The 16,741-nt window shown below is 36.6% G+C and carries 15 protein-coding genes and 3 pseudogenes; 13 read left to right on the plus strand and 5 right to left on the minus strand.

Annotated features, from left to right (window positions below; all coding sequences use genetic code 11):
• Positions 1 to 279 precede the first annotated feature (279 nt).
• Positions 280 to 1,992, plus strand: a complete 1,713-nt coding sequence (locus JCM19034_RS15375) for a methyl-accepting chemotaxis protein (RefSeq protein WP_062051107.1) — start codon at positions 280 to 282, stop codon at positions 1,990 to 1,992.
• A gap of 337 nt (positions 1,993 to 2,329) precedes the next feature.
• Here JCM19034_RS15375 and JCM19034_RS15380 read toward each other — a convergent pair.
• Positions 2,330 to 2,778, minus strand: a pseudogene (locus JCM19034_RS15380) (DUF1569 domain-containing protein).
• 217 nt (positions 2,779 to 2,995) lie between these two features.
• Here JCM19034_RS15380 and JCM19034_RS15385 point away from each other — a divergent pair.
• The 6 genes from JCM19034_RS15385 to JCM19034_RS15410 all read left to right on the plus strand — a co-directional run bounded on the left by JCM19034_RS15385 (position 2,996) and on the right by JCM19034_RS15410 (position 7,862).
• Positions 2,996 to 3,895, plus strand: coding sequence for an alpha/beta fold hydrolase (locus JCM19034_RS15385; RefSeq protein WP_062051109.1), 900 nt, complete (start codon positions 2,996 to 2,998; stop codon positions 3,893 to 3,895).
• Positions 3,896 to 4,139: 244 nt separating this feature from the next.
• Positions 4,140 to 4,757, plus strand: coding sequence for a nitroreductase family protein (locus JCM19034_RS15390; protein ID WP_156324010.1), 618 nt, complete (start codon positions 4,140 to 4,142; stop codon positions 4,755 to 4,757).
• A gap of 238 nt (positions 4,758 to 4,995) precedes the next feature.
• Complete coding sequence (locus JCM19034_RS15395; protein ID WP_062051113.1) at positions 4,996 to 5,577, plus strand: CGNR zinc finger domain-containing protein; 582 nt, start codon at positions 4,996 to 4,998, stop codon at positions 5,575 to 5,577.
• 451 nt (positions 5,578 to 6,028) lie between these two features.
• Positions 6,029 to 6,574, plus strand: a complete 546-nt coding sequence (locus JCM19034_RS15400; RefSeq protein WP_231686985.1) for a hypothetical protein — start codon at positions 6,029 to 6,031, stop codon at positions 6,572 to 6,574.
• A 283-nt stretch (positions 6,575 to 6,857) separates the two neighbouring features.
• Complete coding sequence (locus JCM19034_RS15405) at positions 6,858 to 7,343, plus strand: HPP family protein (RefSeq protein ID WP_231686986.1); 486 nt, start codon at positions 6,858 to 6,860, stop codon at positions 7,341 to 7,343.
• 45 nt (positions 7,344 to 7,388) lie between these two features.
• Positions 7,389 to 7,862 (plus strand): DinB family protein, encoded by a 474-nt coding sequence (locus JCM19034_RS15410; RefSeq protein WP_062051115.1) that lies wholly within the window; start codon positions 7,389 to 7,391, stop codon positions 7,860 to 7,862.
• 186 nt (positions 7,863 to 8,048) lie between these two features.
• Here the strand turns inward: JCM19034_RS15410 and JCM19034_RS15415 are convergent, their stop codons facing one another.
• The 4 genes from JCM19034_RS15415 to JCM19034_RS15430 form a co-directional block, all read right to left on the minus strand.
• Positions 8,049 to 8,954, minus strand: a complete 906-nt coding sequence (locus JCM19034_RS15415) for a sensor histidine kinase KdpD (protein WP_062051117.1) — start codon at positions 8,952 to 8,954, stop codon at positions 8,049 to 8,051.
• Between the two features lie 14 nt (positions 8,955 to 8,968).
• Positions 8,969 to 9,775 carry an ABC transporter permease gene (locus JCM19034_RS15420; protein ID WP_062051119.1) on the minus strand — a complete coding sequence of 269 codons (807 nt, stop codon included), beginning with the start codon at positions 9,773 to 9,775 and terminating at the stop codon, positions 8,969 to 8,971.
• The gene (locus JCM19034_RS15425; protein ID WP_062051121.1) at positions 9,768 to 10,691 is read right to left on the minus strand and encodes an ATP-binding cassette domain-containing protein; all 924 of its coding nucleotides are present in this window, start codon (positions 10,689 to 10,691) and stop codon (positions 9,768 to 9,770) included. The genes JCM19034_RS15420 and JCM19034_RS15425 overlap by 8 nt, the downstream gene beginning before the upstream one ends.
• A gap of 87 nt (positions 10,692 to 10,778) precedes the next feature.
• Positions 10,779 to 11,471 (minus strand): response regulator transcription factor, encoded by a 693-nt coding sequence (locus tag JCM19034_RS15430; RefSeq protein ID WP_062051123.1) that lies wholly within the window; start codon positions 11,469 to 11,471, stop codon positions 10,779 to 10,781.
• A gap of 180 nt (positions 11,472 to 11,651) precedes the next feature.
• On the opposite strand from JCM19034_RS15430, the pseudogene JCM19034_RS15435 reads away from it, so the two are divergent.
• The 6 genes and pseudogenes from JCM19034_RS15435 (at position 11,652) to JCM19034_RS25220 (ending at position 16,522) form a co-directional block, all read left to right on the plus strand.
• Positions 11,652 to 12,333: pseudogene (locus JCM19034_RS15435) on the plus strand (response regulator transcription factor).
• Between the two features lie 2 nt (positions 12,334 to 12,335).
• Positions 12,336 to 13,337 carry a sensor histidine kinase KdpD gene (locus JCM19034_RS15440; RefSeq protein WP_062051125.1) on the plus strand — a complete coding sequence of 334 codons (1,002 nt, stop codon included), beginning with the start codon at positions 12,336 to 12,338 and terminating at the stop codon, positions 13,335 to 13,337.
• A gap of 99 nt (positions 13,338 to 13,436) precedes the next feature.
• A pseudogene (locus JCM19034_RS15445) lies at positions 13,437 to 14,119 on the plus strand (ABC transporter ATP-binding protein).
• Positions 14,116 to 14,520 (plus strand): hypothetical protein, encoded by a 405-nt coding sequence (locus JCM19034_RS25210; RefSeq protein WP_370622078.1) that lies wholly within the window; start codon positions 14,116 to 14,118, stop codon positions 14,518 to 14,520. The pseudogene JCM19034_RS15445 and the gene JCM19034_RS25210 overlap by 4 nt, the downstream one beginning before the upstream one ends.
• Positions 14,490 to 15,998 (plus strand): ABC transporter permease, encoded by a 1,509-nt coding sequence (locus JCM19034_RS25215; protein WP_370622080.1) that lies wholly within the window; start codon positions 14,490 to 14,492, stop codon positions 15,996 to 15,998. Before JCM19034_RS25210 ends, JCM19034_RS25215 begins: the two co-directional genes overlap by 31 nt.
• Positions 15,999 to 16,063: 65 nt before the next feature.
• Complete coding sequence (locus JCM19034_RS25220) at positions 16,064 to 16,522, plus strand: ABC transporter permease (protein ID WP_370622081.1); 459 nt, start codon at positions 16,064 to 16,066, stop codon at positions 16,520 to 16,522.
• Positions 16,523 to 16,741: the final 219 nt, after the last annotated feature.

The following is a 16,741-nucleotide window of genomic DNA, read 5'->3' on the forward strand; positions in this document are numbered from 1 at the left end:
AGCATGGTGAAAGCATCATGGACATAAAAAGAAGATGATCAAAAAGTTCTCTATATAATACATTATGGATTACGAGAAGTTGCAAAAATATTGGGTGTCAGTAGTGATGGTTTCAGAGGTGATCACTAATACGGACAAACACGGTCAACAAGAAAGTATGCTAGTCTCCTACTATAATACTATTCTTCCTCTAATTACATTTAAATAAGGATGTTATACCTATTTCAAAAGTAGACATTTTTCGACAGAATAAAAGAAAAAACTAAGGGAGAATGTCAGATGGCTAAGTTGAGCTTAAGAAATGTAAAAATCGGCTGGAAGTACGGAATTGTATTTATATTTCTCTTTATATTATTTGCACTTTCAGCCTTTATTGTTACAAAACAAATTCAAATCATAGGGGAAGAAATTGAAAGGGTCGAACGACGAGGAACAAGAGCTTTACAAATCGCAGAATTAGGTTCGTTGTCGAGCGAAAAGTTTATTAGATTTGCACGTTTTAGTTATGAAGGAAAAGCAGAATTCCTTGAGGAGTTTGAGGATAGAAGCACATATTTTATTATGCTAGAAGAAATGTTAAGAGAGAGTATGGTAGGAGTGGCAACAGAAGAGGAATTTGCTAACCTTGATGAAATAAAGAAGGCAGATCTAGAAATAAACAGTTTACTTAATAAAATTGAAGAAGCTGTAAATGCTGGAGATACGGAAGCAACTATGCTCTATTTAGAAGAAGGCTATGCACTACTAGAGCATAGTAATCAAGAAACTATGAAATTGATTCCGGCTTTGAACGAACAGCAAGCGGAGGCAATCTCAGATGCAATGCGTAGTAAAGAAGTGGCAACGACTGTACTAATAAGTGCAATAGTATTATCGATTATTATTGGTGGGATCCTTGTTTTCTTAATAAGTCGAATGGTTTCTAGACACTTAAATAGAGTCATTGATATAAGTCGTCAGGTTGCGGATGGAAATCTTAATGTGAATATGATTGAATATGATGGTAACGATGAAGTAAGCCAACTAGGTCAAGCAACGAATACGATGATTACCAATCTGCGTACAATTATTAGTCAAACGTCAAAGGTTTCTGAGACTGTGAACAGTCGTAGTGAAGAACTAAATCAAGCAGCAAATGAAGTGAATACTGGTACAGAGCAAGTGGCAAGTACGATGCAGGAATTAACTTCAGGTGCAGAAACACAGGCAAACAGTGCCGTGAATTTAACTTCGACCATGGAATCTTTCCTAGCAAAAATTGAGGAAGCGAATATAAATGGAGAGGTCGTATCTAAGTCTTCCACTGAAGTACTTGCTGTTACCAAAAATGGTGGTCAATTAATGGAGCAGTCTGTCCAACAAATGAACGTGATTGATCAAATTGTGAAGGATGCTGTACAAAAGGTAAAAGGGTTAGATTCACAAACACAGGAAATTTCTAAGCTTGTTGCCGTAATCAATGATATTGCAGGACAAACAAACCTCTTGGCATTAAATGCAGCGATTGAAGCAGCTCGTGCAGGAGAGCATGGAAAAGGATTTGCGGTTGTAGCTGATGAAGTTAGAAAGCTAGCAGAACAAGTAAGTGAATCAGTCTCAGATATTACAACCATTGTCTCCAATATTCAACTTGAATCAACTGCAGTGGCAACTTCCTTACAAGGTGGATATCAAGAAGTAGAAAAGGGCACTAGTCAAATTAAAACAACTGGAGAAACGTTCACAGAAATTAACCAATCCATTAAACAAATGGTTCAAAACATTGAAACGATCACTAATAACTTAACTAATATGACAGAACAAAGCGAAAAGATGAAAGAGGCGATTGAAGGAATCAGTGAAGTTTCAGAGGAAGCCGTCGCAGGAATTGAACAAACGGCAGCTTCTACCGAACAAACAAGTAGTTCAATGGAGGAAGTAGCAAAAAGCTCTGAGGAGTTATCAAAGCTAGCAGAAATATTGAATGAGCTAGTGCAGAAGTTTAAACTATAAGGAAATGGGAAATAGTGGATGATAATTGATTGAATAGAGTTTTAAATTCCTACAGGGGGAATAAGGAAGTCTAGAAATTGAAATAACGTTGAATCAGAGCTTCCTTTTTGAAGGGGAGCTCTTTTTTGATGTTGATTTGTGAAAGCAATCATCAGAGTGCATTCTTCAACAAGAGATACTTTTTCTTTATTGATCAAAAGGAAATGAAAGTTAAATGTGTAGAGATAATAAAGATCCATATGTCACTACAGGCAGGATCGCTCAGTTTTAAGTTGAATTAAATTATATATACAAAAAAAGAAAAGAATTGAGTGTATTGGTTGGCATTTTAAAATGACTAAACCCTAAACTGTTTTAAATGATGGTCAAGATGCTTGTAAATTCCTTTTCCCCATTGCTCGGAAGTAAGTTTGCCGAAAAAAGGGTGTGGATGAGTTGTACAATTCTTTGGCCCATTATTTTGAAATGTTATAATTTTTTGTTTCAGCTTTTCTCTTTCTGTTTCAAATTCTTTTTTCTCTGTAATTAAAATGGTCGGAATCGTGGACATATTGGGGGAATATGGCTTGTCATTATAAAAAATTGGTTTCACAAACTGTCCTATTAATATCCCTAACCAACCTCTTGAGGGAAAAGAATTTCCCATTGCAATGTCTTGGAACGATGAGCAATGAGCTAGCATTTGGGAGACATCCATTTTTCCCCATTGTGGTTTTGAATGGGGCTTAGTTTGTCGATACGGTTTAAAATTTCCATTGTATGCAAATAATTAAAAATATTCTTCATGAACGTAAATCCCCCTTTCTGATTTAGATTTTTTTAATTATACCAGCTCATTATTTTTTGATTTCTTTTCAATTGCTAATTTTCTAGTAATAGATAAACTTATTAAGTAGTAGAAGAAATTTTAAATTGTATAGATCCTATTAAACTTATGAATCAAGAAGGAAGTACAGCTAAGGAAGGTAAATTAGTTCAACGAATATGCTAAAGGAGTAATAGGATGAATGGGTTGATCACAATTCGTGGTAAAAAGCTATATGTCGAAACAGCAGGAAATGAAAACGCTCCAGTGCTATTATTCCTTCACGGAGGACCAGGTGAGGGTTGCTATTCACATTCATTTTACCAGAAGGAGCGATTGTCTAAGTCAGTTCGGTGGGTATCGTTCGACCAAAGAGGTGTTCTGCGGTCAGAGCCTTTAGTTAATGATGAAACCTTTCGTTTACAAGATATTATTGAAGATATAGAAGTGCTACGACAAAAACTAGGGATAGAGAAATGGGTTGTTTGGGGTCATTCATTTGGAGGGTATTTAGCAATCCTTTATACGCAAGCATATCCTTTATCCGTAGAAGCATTGATCTTTGAGAGTCCCTCATTTGATTTAGATTTATCCTTTCGCTCGTTGTTACATGGTGCTGCAAAAGTGTTTGTAACACTTGGTGATGATAATAATGCAATCAAATCATTACGGTATGCTAATGGCAGTTATTCTACTAATATAAAGGTTGATATGTTTTTGGAGTTAAGTCAAAAATTGGGTTCAAATAAGGATCATTTATATTTTCGAGAATACGAAAGTATTTATCCACAACTTGTAATTCCAAAAGAAATACAAGATTTACAAGAACAATCATTTATTCACTTAGATAAGTTAAAACAAGAAGGACTCATTTATGAATCTTTATTAACTAAGCTACCACATATAAATGTCCCAACACTACTTTTAACGGGAGCTTATGACCTCGTAACGTGTGAGAAACAAATAAATACCTATCTTGAAAAAGTCCCAAAAGGAGAGCTATACCAATTTGAAAATTCTGGTCATAATCCTAGTTGGGAAGAAGCAGATGCTTTTTCAGAAAAAATAGTAAATTATATGAAGAGATTGAATCAGTGACGAATTCATTACGAACTCCGAAAGATTCAACTTGCCGGTACCTTTGCTGTAAATAAATTCAACACATCGTCCTAGCTATACATTGTATCTTGTCATCTTCCCTCAACTTCATTTATTTTAACATGCCCACAACGACGGTTATTAAACCTTGTGATTAAAGACAAATAATAGTAATAAGTATGTCGGATGCTTTCAACAATTAAGGAAATTCTAAAACAGACTAAATAAAGGAGGGAAGATAACGTTGTCAACAACTACAGATGTTCTTTCAGTCAAAGATGCAATTAAATCACGTCACAGTATTCGTAAGTTTGTTCAAGAAACAATTTCAAAGGAAGATATCGAACGTATTTTTAAACTGGTACGTCTAGCACCTAGTGCATGGAACCTTCAACCGTGGAGATTCCATGTTATTATTGACAAGGATTTAAAAGAAAAGCTTAAGGATGCGGCTTACGGGCAACAACAAGTGTCTTCTGCCCCTGCGGTAATCCTCGTTACAAGTGATATGGAAGACGTGCTTGATAATATATCTGATACTGTCCACCCCGACCTGAGTGAAGAACGTCGCAAGGATGAAATCAACAATTTAACGTCGACGTTCCAAGAACAATCAGTGGAAGAACGGGGACAATGGGGGTTAACTCAAACGAATATTGCTTTAGGTTTTCTCCTTGTTACCTTAGAAGGACTTGGTTACTCAAGTGTACCGATGCTTGGCTTTGACCAAGATAAAGTAAGAAGTCTGTTAGGATTGCCTGATCATGTGCGATTCGCCGGAATGGTTCCTTTTGGTCATGCAGATGAGAAAGGGTATCCACATTTCCGTCATGAAGTGGATACGATCGTTCGTTTTCATTAAGTCGTTAAGGAAGGAAACGTTATTATCGTTTTCTTCCTCTTAATTGGTTACAATTACATACAAAGTAATTTATTATAGTTATAACTGCAAGCCCTCCTTAGCACAACAGGGCTAGTCATAGTTAAAATTAATAAGATAGTACTTACAGACCGGAACAAGAAAGCATATAAGAGTGAGATCACATTTAGGGATGGGAGTCTCGAGTAATTAATAAATATAAGGAATGAGAGATGTTAGTATGCAAGATACAAATAAATATCCATTGTTATCAGGAAATATTTCATTGGATCTAGTAAATACAGAGGTAGTAAGATGGGGACAACGATATGATTTATTAACGAATAACGAAGATGTCCTTGATTGGCTAAATGTGGTGAAGAAGGATCATGCCTTTTGGAATGAGCATTTGTTTAAATCTGTTCAGAATCGTGTAAACGAAGTAGCATCAAGTATTCTAGAATTGCGGAAGGTTATCAGAACAGAATTTGAAGCTATCGTAGAAACTCAGCTCATTTCAAAAGACTTTATTCATTTTTTAGAAAAGAACATTGAAAAAGCACCGATTACGTATAAATTGATTGATCATAAATTAATTCCTAATCCTATTGGAGAGATTGAGGATGTACTTATATCGTTGATTGCTCTTGATGTCTTAACTTTAATTGAAGCAAATAAACTGACTTATTTGAAGAGATGCCGAAATCCAGAGTGTGTCCTTTTATTTATAGATGTAAGTGGGAGACGTAAATGGTGTTCTATGAAAATATGTGGAAATCGCAAAAAAAGTGGCAAGGTTTCATCATCGAAAATTAAAAGATGACTAAAGAAAGAATTAACTATCACTATTTGCACACTATTACAATTTTTTGTTTTTCAGACAAAACAAAAGAAGCTAAATGCCCATTATTGCAACACCAACAACGGAAAGATAATTCTCGCTGAACGACATCTTATAAAAGATAAGCCAAGCGAATGAGGCTTTGTTTATTTTTTTCAAATTTTTTATAGATTTTTTGGCATTTAATGCTAAAATGAGAATTATTAAGTTCTTTGTTCAAAGATAAGAATGCATAAAAATTCGCAGGAGCAGGTGTGGGAAGAATCGAGGAAGCTGTGGGCAAATTCAAAGGAGAGCGACGGCTTCGCGTGAACCCCACTTTCAAAAAAATAAAACCATTGTAACGGCTCCACACGTCGCTTATAAGAAAAGACGCTTGTGTTTTTTTAAAACTAACTTGGTAGTAAAATTCTACTAGAGGATGGAGGGAAATATGCTATTGGAATTGAATAAAACTAGAAATGAATTGTCTGTAAAAGGAAAAAACGGGATGGGGTTTTTATTATCGGCTATTGTAATTTGGTCAATAATCACAATAATTTTCTTACAACCAATAGAAATACAACAAAAAAACATATTTATGCTTTGCTCAACAGGTTTAATGTTCCCATTATCAATCGCTATGTCTTCTTTAATAAAAGCAGAATGGACGTTTAAGAACATCCCATTAGGTGAACTTGGACTTTTTTTGAACCTAGCTCAGATTATCTATTTTCCAATACTCATCTGGGGAATGATAAAAAGTCCAACAGACGCAGTTATGTTTTTTGCAATTATTACAGGTGCTCACTTTTTTCCTTACGGGTGGTTTTATAACGCCAAGCCTTATTATATAATGGCACCAGTAATATCTGTGGTGATTTTAGCTTTAGGTATATTTTTAAATGGTGATCAACTATGGCTGATACCGCTTTCTATGGCTATTATTTTATTCATATTATTCTTTTTGAATTATTTAGATTATAAGAAAAAATCTTAATGATAATACTTTGCTAACGAGGGAGTTAGCTTAACAAGGGTTGAAAATATCAATAAAAACGCACAGATGTTAAAATCTGTGCGTTTTTGTATACCACTATAGTGTTAATTCGTTTGGAATTGGAATGCTTAATACACTGTTATTTAACTTGTGAATTCGCTTTTTTCCTTCCAAAACTAAACGTGTTAGATCTATAGTTGGTTCTTGTTGTTTTAACTAACTGTTAAATTTAACTTTGACAGGTTAGTTTTGTTTGTGTAGAATGAAGTGGGAGGGGATTACAATGGGGACTGAACCGGCAATCAATCGTGAAAGGTACTTTTTGAAAATGAAAGGAACAGGAAGAAGTCTATTACAAGTCAATGTAGGGGACTCTCTAACAGGCTTAGCTGGTGGATTTCTAACAATTGTTGCGTTACTTTACTTAACTAATATGACTTCTTCTTCATGGTTAATGGCTCCATTTGGTGCAAGCTGTGTGTTAGTGTTTGGGATTTGGAACTCACCATTATCACAACCACGAAATGTAATCGGTGGTCATTTCATTTCAACATTTATAGGTTTATTTATGTATCATCTATTTGGAAATGAACCATGGACCATTGCATTAGCAGTTGGTTTAGCGATTGCACTGATGATGTTAACGAAAACAACTCATCCGTCGGCTGGGGCAGATCCACTTGTTGTTATACTATGGGCATATAGTTGGAATTATTTATTATCTCCTGTTCAATTCGGCTCCATTATGATCGTGATTTTTGCATTGTAGTAACAGTTTTATCCAACATTTTGGGAATAATTAGGAGGGAATGTAATGGAACATTATCTTTTCAAGCAATTGCAATTTGTTCGTGAAAATACACTCAGTCAAGTTGCAGGTATGAAAGAAGCAGAATCACGATTCATACCAAAAGGTTTTAATAATAATGTTAAATGGAATTTAGGACATGTGTATGTGGTAAACGAAAAGTTCTGTTTCGAACTTGCGGGAGGAGAAGCTCATTTACACAATGAATTTGTGACATTGTTTGGTACTGGTACAATGCCGACTGAATGGGGAAATCAAGAGTTGCCCACGATCGATGAATTAATTCAATTACTAAGCAATCAATTAAACAGAACTGAGCAGTATTTAGAAGGTCGGTTAGATGATGAAATACAGCCCTACACGACATCTACAGGTCTCACGCTATCAACAGTGAAAGAATTAATTAGCTTTTGTCTATATCATGAAGGAATGCATTTTGATGCAATTAAATCAATTAATAGAATGATTCAAAATAAATAAAGCTCGTTCTAATTTGGTTGAATTGAGTAGGAATTGTCGTTCGGCAGTTCTTATTCTTTTTGAATATGGAACCATACTTCATGACCATGAAAAATTCATTGCTAAGAGAGCTGAGCTAATGGTTGAACTAAAAGAGCTTTGATATGATACGAAGCAACGAAAGACCTTTATAAAATAAGAGATCAGTTAATTCCTTCGCCATTCACAACTAATGACAAGCGTTTCCTTTTCTTTATAGGCTTTAACCTCGCCATTCATTTTTTCCATTAAGCTTTTTACGATAGACAAGCCCAAACCAGCGTGATGAGTAGAACGTGCCTGGTCCGCCATATAAAACCGATCAAATAGCAGCTCCACCTCTTGTTCCTTCAAATTCGGAGCATCATTTTTAATGATGAACAACATCTTCTCATCCTCGTCTATTAGCTCAATCGTAATGTTATCTTCGGCATACGTCATCGCATTAGAGATTAGGTTCTCTAAAATTCTAGTAATCGCCAGTCGATCTGCACAAATCCAAACATCATGATCAGGCATTTGAACGGTTGGTTCAATCTGTTTGTGATCGATGCGGTCATAAAAACCAAAAAGTGTCTCAATCATTACGTTTCTAACATTGATTCGCTCTTGGTTCAATTGATAATCCGCTGATTCGATGACGGACAGTTCAAAGAAACTGTGAAGCAATGATTCTAATGTTTTTGCCCGTTTTAAGGCAACCGATAAATGGGCTTGTCGTTCCTTTTGCTCGATTTCATCAGCTTGTGCCAGCTGTAAATAGCCAATGATGCTCGTCAATGGAGTGCGTAAGTCATGGGACATTGTGGAAATTGCTGTTTTTAGTTCGTTTTCTGTTCGTTGTTTGTTTGCTTTGATCGTTTTGAGTGTATCAATCACGTTGTTCGTTTCTTCCGCTAATGCCTCTAGTTCGGAGTCGATCAATGACATGCTAAGTTTCTTATTTGTTTCGTTGTTGTTATAAGCAATAAGTTGAGCAGTCATTGCTTTTATTTGTGTTTTTAACGAGCGTAGACGTATGAAAGTGAATAGGACTGTTGCTATTAAAATAGTAATAATGATCCAGCTATACATCTACGCTCATTCCTTTACTTTAATTCTTTTCTTTCAAATAGAGTGACACCCACGGTTGATGAAGCCACTATTGTTATTAAGCTACCTAATATCCCTTTTGTGATTTCCCACGTAGTTTGTGGTAGTTCCGCAACTGCAACCAATTGATAAAAGAACGTCAATTGATATAAATCAGCCATAAACGGATTGTTTCTAGCTGAAAAAACAAGGACTATCCATAAGCCACCGACGACGACAATGGATAACGTGATCGTTTTTCCGCTTTCCTCAACTAGGAAGGCAAGCAAGGCAATAATAGAACAATAGCCTATCACATGCACAAGATAGAGCCAAAACGTTCTGATCATATCCAATATTCCTTCACTACCAGCCCAAAAGCTGAAGAGAAGAGACATACCGACCGTAATTAGTAGTGAATAAACGGTTAAGATGATAATGATCCCACTAGTAAAGGTGATCCATTTAGCTGTATAAATATATAATCGTTCGTTTCCACATACAATGGCATTTTTGAAGGCACCAGAACGATAGTCATTTGAGATGAAGAAACCAGCTAACACGCTTATGATCACAAGCAAGAGCACTGGATTATTCCATAATGTCGAGTAAAAGGATTCCATTCCTGACATATGAAAATGCTGGTCCGGAGTTGCTTGCATAATGGAAAAACCGTCATAAATTTCAACATACAGCACGTTATGAGTAGCGAGGATAAATAGCGTTACTAAACTGATTGCTACTACAATAGATAATCCAATTAGGATTTGAAATGTCCGATTTTTTCTTAGTTTGACGAATTCTGCTTTGATTAAATTATACACGGTTGACACCCCCAATTAACCGTGTATAGTACGTTTCTAAATCATCACCAGCTGGTGTGAACTCCTCAATCACCAATCCGGCTTTCACCAAAACTGTGGAGACGAGTTGGGGTTCTTCGGTAAATTGATACAGCTTTAGTATCCCTTCACTGTGAACTTCAAATTTTGTCGTCTTTAATTTTGTTTCTAGAACGGTTGATGCTAGTTTTGGATTATTGACTTTTATTCTAATATGTTTCTTGCATTTTTCATGTAATTCGTTAAGGCTTAATTGTTCGATCAGTTGCCCTTGATGGATAATGCCAAAACGGGTTGCCAGCATGGAAAGTTCGCTTAAAATATGACTGGAAATTAAAATGGTCAATCCATACTCTTTGTTCAATTTCAACAACAAGTTGCGGATATCCTGTATGCCTGTCGGATCTAAGCCATTGGTGGGTTCATCTAATATAAGAAATTCAGGATCACCGAGCATCGCTCCTGCGATTGCTAGTCGTTGTTTCATACCTAATGAAAAGTTCTCAACTTTTTTAGTTCCTGTATGTTCTAAACCTACTAGCTTCAGAATTTTTACAATAGATGCTTTGCCTGGAATCCCTTTTTGTAAACGCAGCACCTCTAGGTTGTCAGTAGCAGACATATGATCGTAAAGGGCAGGGGTTTCGATGATCGCCCCCATTCGTTTACGAGCCTTAACTTTTTTGCGTTCATCAGCAGAACCAAATAACGTGAACGTCCCTTTTGATGGAAAACTTAATCCCGCAATGATACGAAGTAGTGTTGTTTTTCCTGCTCCATTTTGTCCGATAAAGCCGTAAATATCACCTTGATCGATGGTGAGGGTAACATTATCGAGAGCAAGATTTTTTTTGAAAGTTTTTGAAATGTGATTCATTTGCAAAACGGGTGTATGCATGCCATCATTCGCCTCCTTAAATTGTCCCTGGTACTAATCGTAAAGGCGAGTTGTGAATAAAATCTTAAGTGTATTCTTAAGAAAACCTTAATTTTTGAGGCGATATCCCATCCCCCAAACCGTTTCTATGTATACTTCGTTAGGGTTGGCTTGGGCAAGCTTCGATCTTAAATGACTCATGTGAACATTGACGATATTTTCATCCCCATAATAAGCTTCTTTCCAAACACTCTCATAAAGGTTTGCTTTCGAGTAAATCTTCTCAGGGCTGGAGAGAAGAAGAACTAAAATCGCGTATTCTCTAGCCGTTAATTTCAACGGTGATCCGTTGACAAGTACCGTTCTTCTATTAAGATCGATGATGATATCTTTATACGTTAATTCTTTTTTTTGTAAGATCCCTTGAGTTCGTTGCTTTCGTCTTAACTGAACATGAATACGTGCAGATACTTCGTTGACATCAAAAGGTTTCGTAATGTAATCGTCTGCTCCAAACTGCAAGCAATCGATTTTGGATTGTTGCTCACCCTTTGCAGAAATAATGATAATCGGTACAGCACTTTTTTGAACGATCTCGGTGAGTACGTCTTCTCCAGATTTTCCTGGGAGCATTAAGTCTAAGAGTACTAGATCCCAGTTTTGTTTTTCGATATATAGCATGGCTTCTGTACCTGAATAAGCTGGTTGTGCGAAACAATTAAGCTTACGAATAATATTACATAATAGTTGATTAATATCTTCATCATCTTCTACGATTAAAATATTTGCCTCTTCGCTCATATTTTCACCTTCATTTAGGGTATTATTAACTTAATAGTAAATGTAAATGGTAGAAAAGTCCAAAGGAGAAGCAGCAATTTCTAATCACATAAACCATGTTCAATTAGTGAAAACATCAGTTTACTTAGCAACTTATAAATTGTATAGTGTTTGTATTTACTTTGATGAGGTGAGGAGACAGTGAAAATTCTACTTGTAGAAGATGACCGAACAATTGCTTCAGGACTGGAATATTCATTAAACAGGATCAATTTGAGACGATCCTTTGTTATGAGGCCACTTGTGCAACTAAAATCATTCATGATCAGTTACATATGATTGATTTATGTTTGTTTGATCTATCACTGCCGGGTGGTAGTGGGTATGAGTTATGCAAATTAGTAAAGGACACTAGTGATATTCCTGTCATTTTTTGACAGCGATAGATGATGAAGTGAATGTTGTCATGGGTCTAGATATGGGTGCAGATGATTATATAACGAAGCCATTTCGGGTGAGGGAACTATTGTCAAGAATTCGTACGGTGTTACGGCGCTATAAAAAACAACCTCAACCGAAAACGACCATTGATATTGAACAGATTCAAATCAATACATTAGAAGGAAAAGTGTATAAACATGGAAAGGAAGTGCTCGTTACGGCGTTGGAGTATCGACTTCTTCTAATCTTCGCAGCTCATATCGGCCAAGTGTTGACGAGAACGCAGCTATTGGAACGAATTTGGGATGTGGCAGGGGACTTCGTAAACGATAATACCTTAACCGTTTACATTAAACGGCTACGTGAGAAGTTGGAGGACAATCCGCAAAAACCTACGATTATTAAAACCGTCCGTGGGCTAGGGTATAAGGTAGGTGAGTAGCAATGTTACGCAACCGTGAAATAAAAGCACTCCTCATCGCAATGGGAGCCTTTAGCATCCTTTCTATCTGTTTCGCCTTGATGCTACCTCAATTGGCTATCATAGTCGTTGTTATTCTATCGATCGTTCTCATTGCGATCACACTTCTTTTTACAAGATGGCGATATAAAGAACTACAAAAACTGTCGGGATATTTACGGAAAATAAGCGGAGGTGATTTCACTCTAGATGTTCGTGATAACGAAGAAGGAGAGCTCAGTATATTAAAAAATGATATATACAAAGTAACGCTTATGTTATCAGAGCATAGCACTAGTCTCAACCATGATAAACTGATGTTGACGGAGGCGATCTCTGATATTTCTCATCAGCTAAAAACACCTGTCACCTCAATGACGGTTATGGCTGACTTGTTGCAAACTTCAGGTCTGTCGGAACAGAAGCGTAAGGAGTTCACTAGAAATATAAGTGTGCAATTGGAGCGGATTGAATGGTTAGTCTCCTCGTTATTAAAGCTTTCTAAAATCGATGCAGGAACGATTCAATTTAAACGCCATCCGATTGTTGTCAAAGATCTTATTGAGAAATCTCTAGAGCCGCTTTTGATCCCAATGGACATTAAGCAACAGTCTCTAACGATTGTGGGAGAGGAAGATGTTCGCTTTGTTGGCGATTTAAACTGGACGTCTGAAGCACTTATTAATATCGTAAAAAACTGCGTCGAGCATACGCCTGAAGGAGGAGAGCTAACGATTACCTATTCAGAAAATCCGTTATTTACAGAAATCGTTTTTGCTGACAATGGGAAAGGCATTGCGAAAGAAGAACTTCCCTATATTTTCAAACGGTTCTATAAGGGGAAAAATGCTGGCGAAGAAAGCGTGGGTATTGGTCTTGCATTAGCAGAGAAAATTATTACAAGCCAGCAAGGTACTATAGATGTCACAAGCGTTGTAGGAAAAGGAACAGAATTTAAAATCAAGTTTTATAAGCAGGTCGTCTAGAAAAAGCGAATATGACTAAACTGTCATAATTTTAGTCACTGGATAGTCATTTTAGGCAGATATAGTAAGACTATCAAAGAAAAACTTGGAGGTTCTCACATGGAAATCTTAAAAATAGAAAATCTGTCTAAAATTTATGGGAAAGGTGACACCACTGTAAAAGCTCTAGATGATGTTTCATTTAGTGTAAAAAAAGGCGAGTTTGTCGCAATCATCGGCCCTCGGGTTCTGGTAAATCGACATTACTTCATTTATTAGGTGGAGTTGATCGACCATCAAAAGGAAAAGTATTTGTTGATAACACAGATATTTACGAATTGAATGAAACACAGCTTGCCATTTTCCGCAGACGTCAAATCGGTTTAATTTATCAATTTTATAATCTGATCCCAATCTTAACAGTAGAGGAAAACATCACATTACCTCTTCTTTTAGATGAGCATAAGGTTGATCAAAAACAATTCAACGATATTGTGAGGGTTCTCAATTTGGAACAACGGTTAACACATCTACCGAATCAGCTCTCAGGAGGGCAGCAGCAACGAGTATCAATTGGGCGTGCACTGATTAGTAACCCAGCTATTATACTAGCTGATGAGCCGACAGGGAACCTTGATAGTACTAATAGTACTGAAATTATGGACTTGTTAAAAATGTTTAACAAAACCTTTAACCAGACATTGATTGTGATTACTCACGATGAGCAAATTGCCCTTCAAGCCGACAGAGTTATTGCAATTGAAGATGGAAAAATCGCCAAGGACGAGGTGATTCGTCCGTGAACATCATTCAAAAGCTCACAATCAGGCACCTAAAGGAAAATAAAAAAAGAGCGCTAGTAACTATTATTGGTACAGTCATTTCCGTTGCGATGATTACAGCCGTTGCAACCCTCACTCTTTCCTTTCTTGATCTGATGCAGCGTCAAACGATAGCGGATCAAGGAGAATGGCATGTTAGCTATCATTATGTAAGTAAGGAGCAGGCTGAAGCAATTAAGAATGATGATAGGACAAAGGAATTTATTCTCTCGGGAGACCGCGGATATGCCTATTTAGAAGGAAGTCAAAATCAAAATAAGCCTTATATTTTTATTAGAGAATATAATGATGGAGGATTTGAGAATTTCCCGATAACGTTAAAAGAGGCAGGTTGCCCAATAATCCGAATGAGATCGTCATAACTGAGGAAATCATTACGAAAGCCAAAGTAGATTATGAAATAGGTGATCACTTATCACTAGCCGTTGGTCAGAGAGTGTTTTCTAATGGGGAAGCAGACGGTCCAATCACACAACAGTATGCACTACGAGTTGAAGGAGATGAGATACAAGAAACGATCGAACAAACTGCAAAAGAAACGTATGAAGTGGTGGGAATTATTGAACGTCCTAGGTGGGAGCCAACATGGGCACCTGGATATACAGCGATTACGTATACGGATGAGACATTGATTTCTGGGACGAACCCTGTAAGTGCATCTGTGATTTTAGATAAAGTGAATCGGTCACTATACAGCGATTCAGAACAAACAGCAAGTCGAATTGGATTAGATGATGAATTTATTAGTTATAATAATGAGCTACTTCGTTATTATGGATTATCAAATCATGACAACTTACGAGCTACGATGTATTCACTGGCGGCAATCATTATGTCTGTAATTATCGTAGGCTCTGTCGCATTAATTTACAATGCTTTTGCAATCTCCGTATCTGAGAGAGCAAGACATTTAGGGATGCTTTCAAGTGTTGGAGCGACAAAGAGACAAAAGAGAAATTCAGTCTTTTTTGAAGGAGCTATTATTGGTGCCATCAGTATTCCAATAGGTATCATAGCTGGTTTAGTAGGGATTAATGTTACTTTTTGGTTTATAAATCAATTGCTTCATGATGCATTAAATTCCTCTGTAGAGCTAACAACAGTCGTCACACCATTGTCGATTCTACTTGCGGTCTTCGTATCAGCGTTGACGATTTTTATCTCGACCTATTTACCAGCGAGAAAAGCGTCAAAAATATCAGCCATTGATGCGATTAGACAAACAACGGATATTAAGCTAACTGGTAAAGCCGTCAAAACGTCTAAGCTTGTTAGGAAGCTATTTGGAATAGAAGCAGAAATCGGTATAAAAAATGTTAAACGAAACAAACGCAAGTATCAAATTACTGTATTTTCGTTAGTTGTCAGTATTATGTTATTTTTAGCGGTTTCCTTTTTTACGGATGCATTACAAAAATCAATTCATATGTCTCAAGTAAATCTAAATTATGATATCGAACTCTCATTAAATCGAGAGTTAGATGAGCAGCTCGTAAGTTCTATTACGAGTCTAGAAAGTGTTACAGATCACTCAATCATAAAGAGAGTTTCGTTATATGCCATGGTTGACGAATCTAAAATGGCAGAACCGTTAAAGGAACTAGCGAAAAGTTATCCAGATATGTTAGAGCAAGGACGATATCCGTATTATGTACATGTGCACGCTTTAGATGATGAGAGCTTAGATCGCTATGCAGAGAAAGTAGGGGTTCAAGCTTCAGTACTGTTTGATCAGGACCGATTTTCAGCTATCGTCCTTGGAAAAGTGCAATATGAGGATGTAGGAGAAAAGAAAATTGTAGAAGTGCAATCCATTCAGGCATCAGAAGGGAGAGCGTAGATTTATATTACGATGATTGGGAACAGGAGAAGAAGGATTATGTAACAGCGATTACGATTGAAGCAATGACAGATCATGTTCCTATGGGAGTGACAACAAATAGCATATTAGGTGATCTTACGATTTTTGTTTCCGAAAATGTATTCAGTGAGCTACTAGGTTTAGATGATAGAGTACAACCAGGTAATTATATTTACTTGGGGAGCTCAGACCCTTTGAAAACACAAGAAGAGCTTGAGGCATTAGATGAAAATAATATGTATATTTATAACCTATACCAGTCTCGCCAACAAAGCGAACAATTAGTGATGCTCATGTCTGTGTTTGTGTATGGATTTATCGTATTAATTACCGTCATCTCCATTGCCAACATCTTTAACACGATCTCAACAAGCATTTCTTTACGAAAAAGAGAGTTTGCTATGCTGAAGTCGGTTGGAATGACACCAAAATCATTTACGAGAATGATTAATTATGAAAGTGTTTATTATGGCGTGAAATCGTTGCTGTATGCCTGCCGTTAAGTGTAGGAATTATGTATCTCATGCATCGATCTATGACGACTACTTTTAATTATCCTTTCGAACTTCCGTGGATGAGCATTCTATATGTGATTATTGCTGTATTTATTATCGTCAGCTCCGCAATGCTGTACTCAATATCGAAAGTAAGGAAGGATAATATTATTGAAACTTTGAAGCAAGAGAATATTTAGGCAGATGGCGTTTTCATTAGAGCAAAGG

Origin of the sequence: Bacillus sp. JCM 19034 (genome assembly GCF_001310635.1) — a bacterium.
GTDB lineage: Bacteria > Bacillota > Bacilli > Bacillales > Bacillaceae_D > Halalkalibacter.

Excerpts from the sequence above, each read along its gene's own strand:
- JCM19034_RS15395 (WP_062051113.1), top strand. The coding sequence starts at position 4,996 with ATGCAAGATACAAATAAATATCCATTGTTATCAGGAAATATTTCATTG.
- JCM19034_RS15425 (WP_062051121.1), bottom strand. The coding sequence starts at position 10,691 with ATGCATACACCCGTTTTGCAAATGAATCACATTTCAAAAACTTTCAAA.
- JCM19034_RS15410 (WP_062051115.1), top strand. The coding sequence starts at position 7,389 with ATGGAACATTATCTTTTCAAGCAATTGCAATTTGTTCGTGAAAATACA.
- JCM19034_RS15385 (WP_062051109.1), top strand. The coding sequence starts at position 2,996 with ATGAATGGGTTGATCACAATTCGTGGTAAAAAGCTATATGTCGAAACA.
- JCM19034_RS15400 (WP_231686985.1), top strand. The coding sequence starts at position 6,029 with ATGCTATTGGAATTGAATAAAACTAGAAATGAATTGTCTGTAAAAGGA.
- JCM19034_RS15440 (WP_062051125.1), top strand. The coding sequence starts at position 12,336 with ATGTTACGCAACCGTGAAATAAAAGCACTCCTCATCGCAATGGGAGCC.
- JCM19034_RS15375 (WP_062051107.1), top strand. The coding sequence starts at position 280 with ATGGCTAAGTTGAGCTTAAGAAATGTAAAAATCGGCTGGAAGTACGGA.
- JCM19034_RS15415 (WP_062051117.1), bottom strand. The coding sequence starts at position 8,954 with ATGTATAGCTGGATCATTATTACTATTTTAATAGCAACAGTCCTATTC.
- JCM19034_RS25220 (WP_370622081.1), top strand. The coding sequence starts at position 16,064 with ATGACAGATCATGTTCCTATGGGAGTGACAACAAATAGCATATTAGGT.
- JCM19034_RS15405 (WP_231686986.1), top strand. The coding sequence starts at position 6,858 with ATGGGGACTGAACCGGCAATCAATCGTGAAAGGTACTTTTTGAAAATG.
- JCM19034_RS15430 (WP_062051123.1), bottom strand. The coding sequence starts at position 11,471 with ATGAGCGAAGAGGCAAATATTTTAATCGTAGAAGATGATGAAGATATT.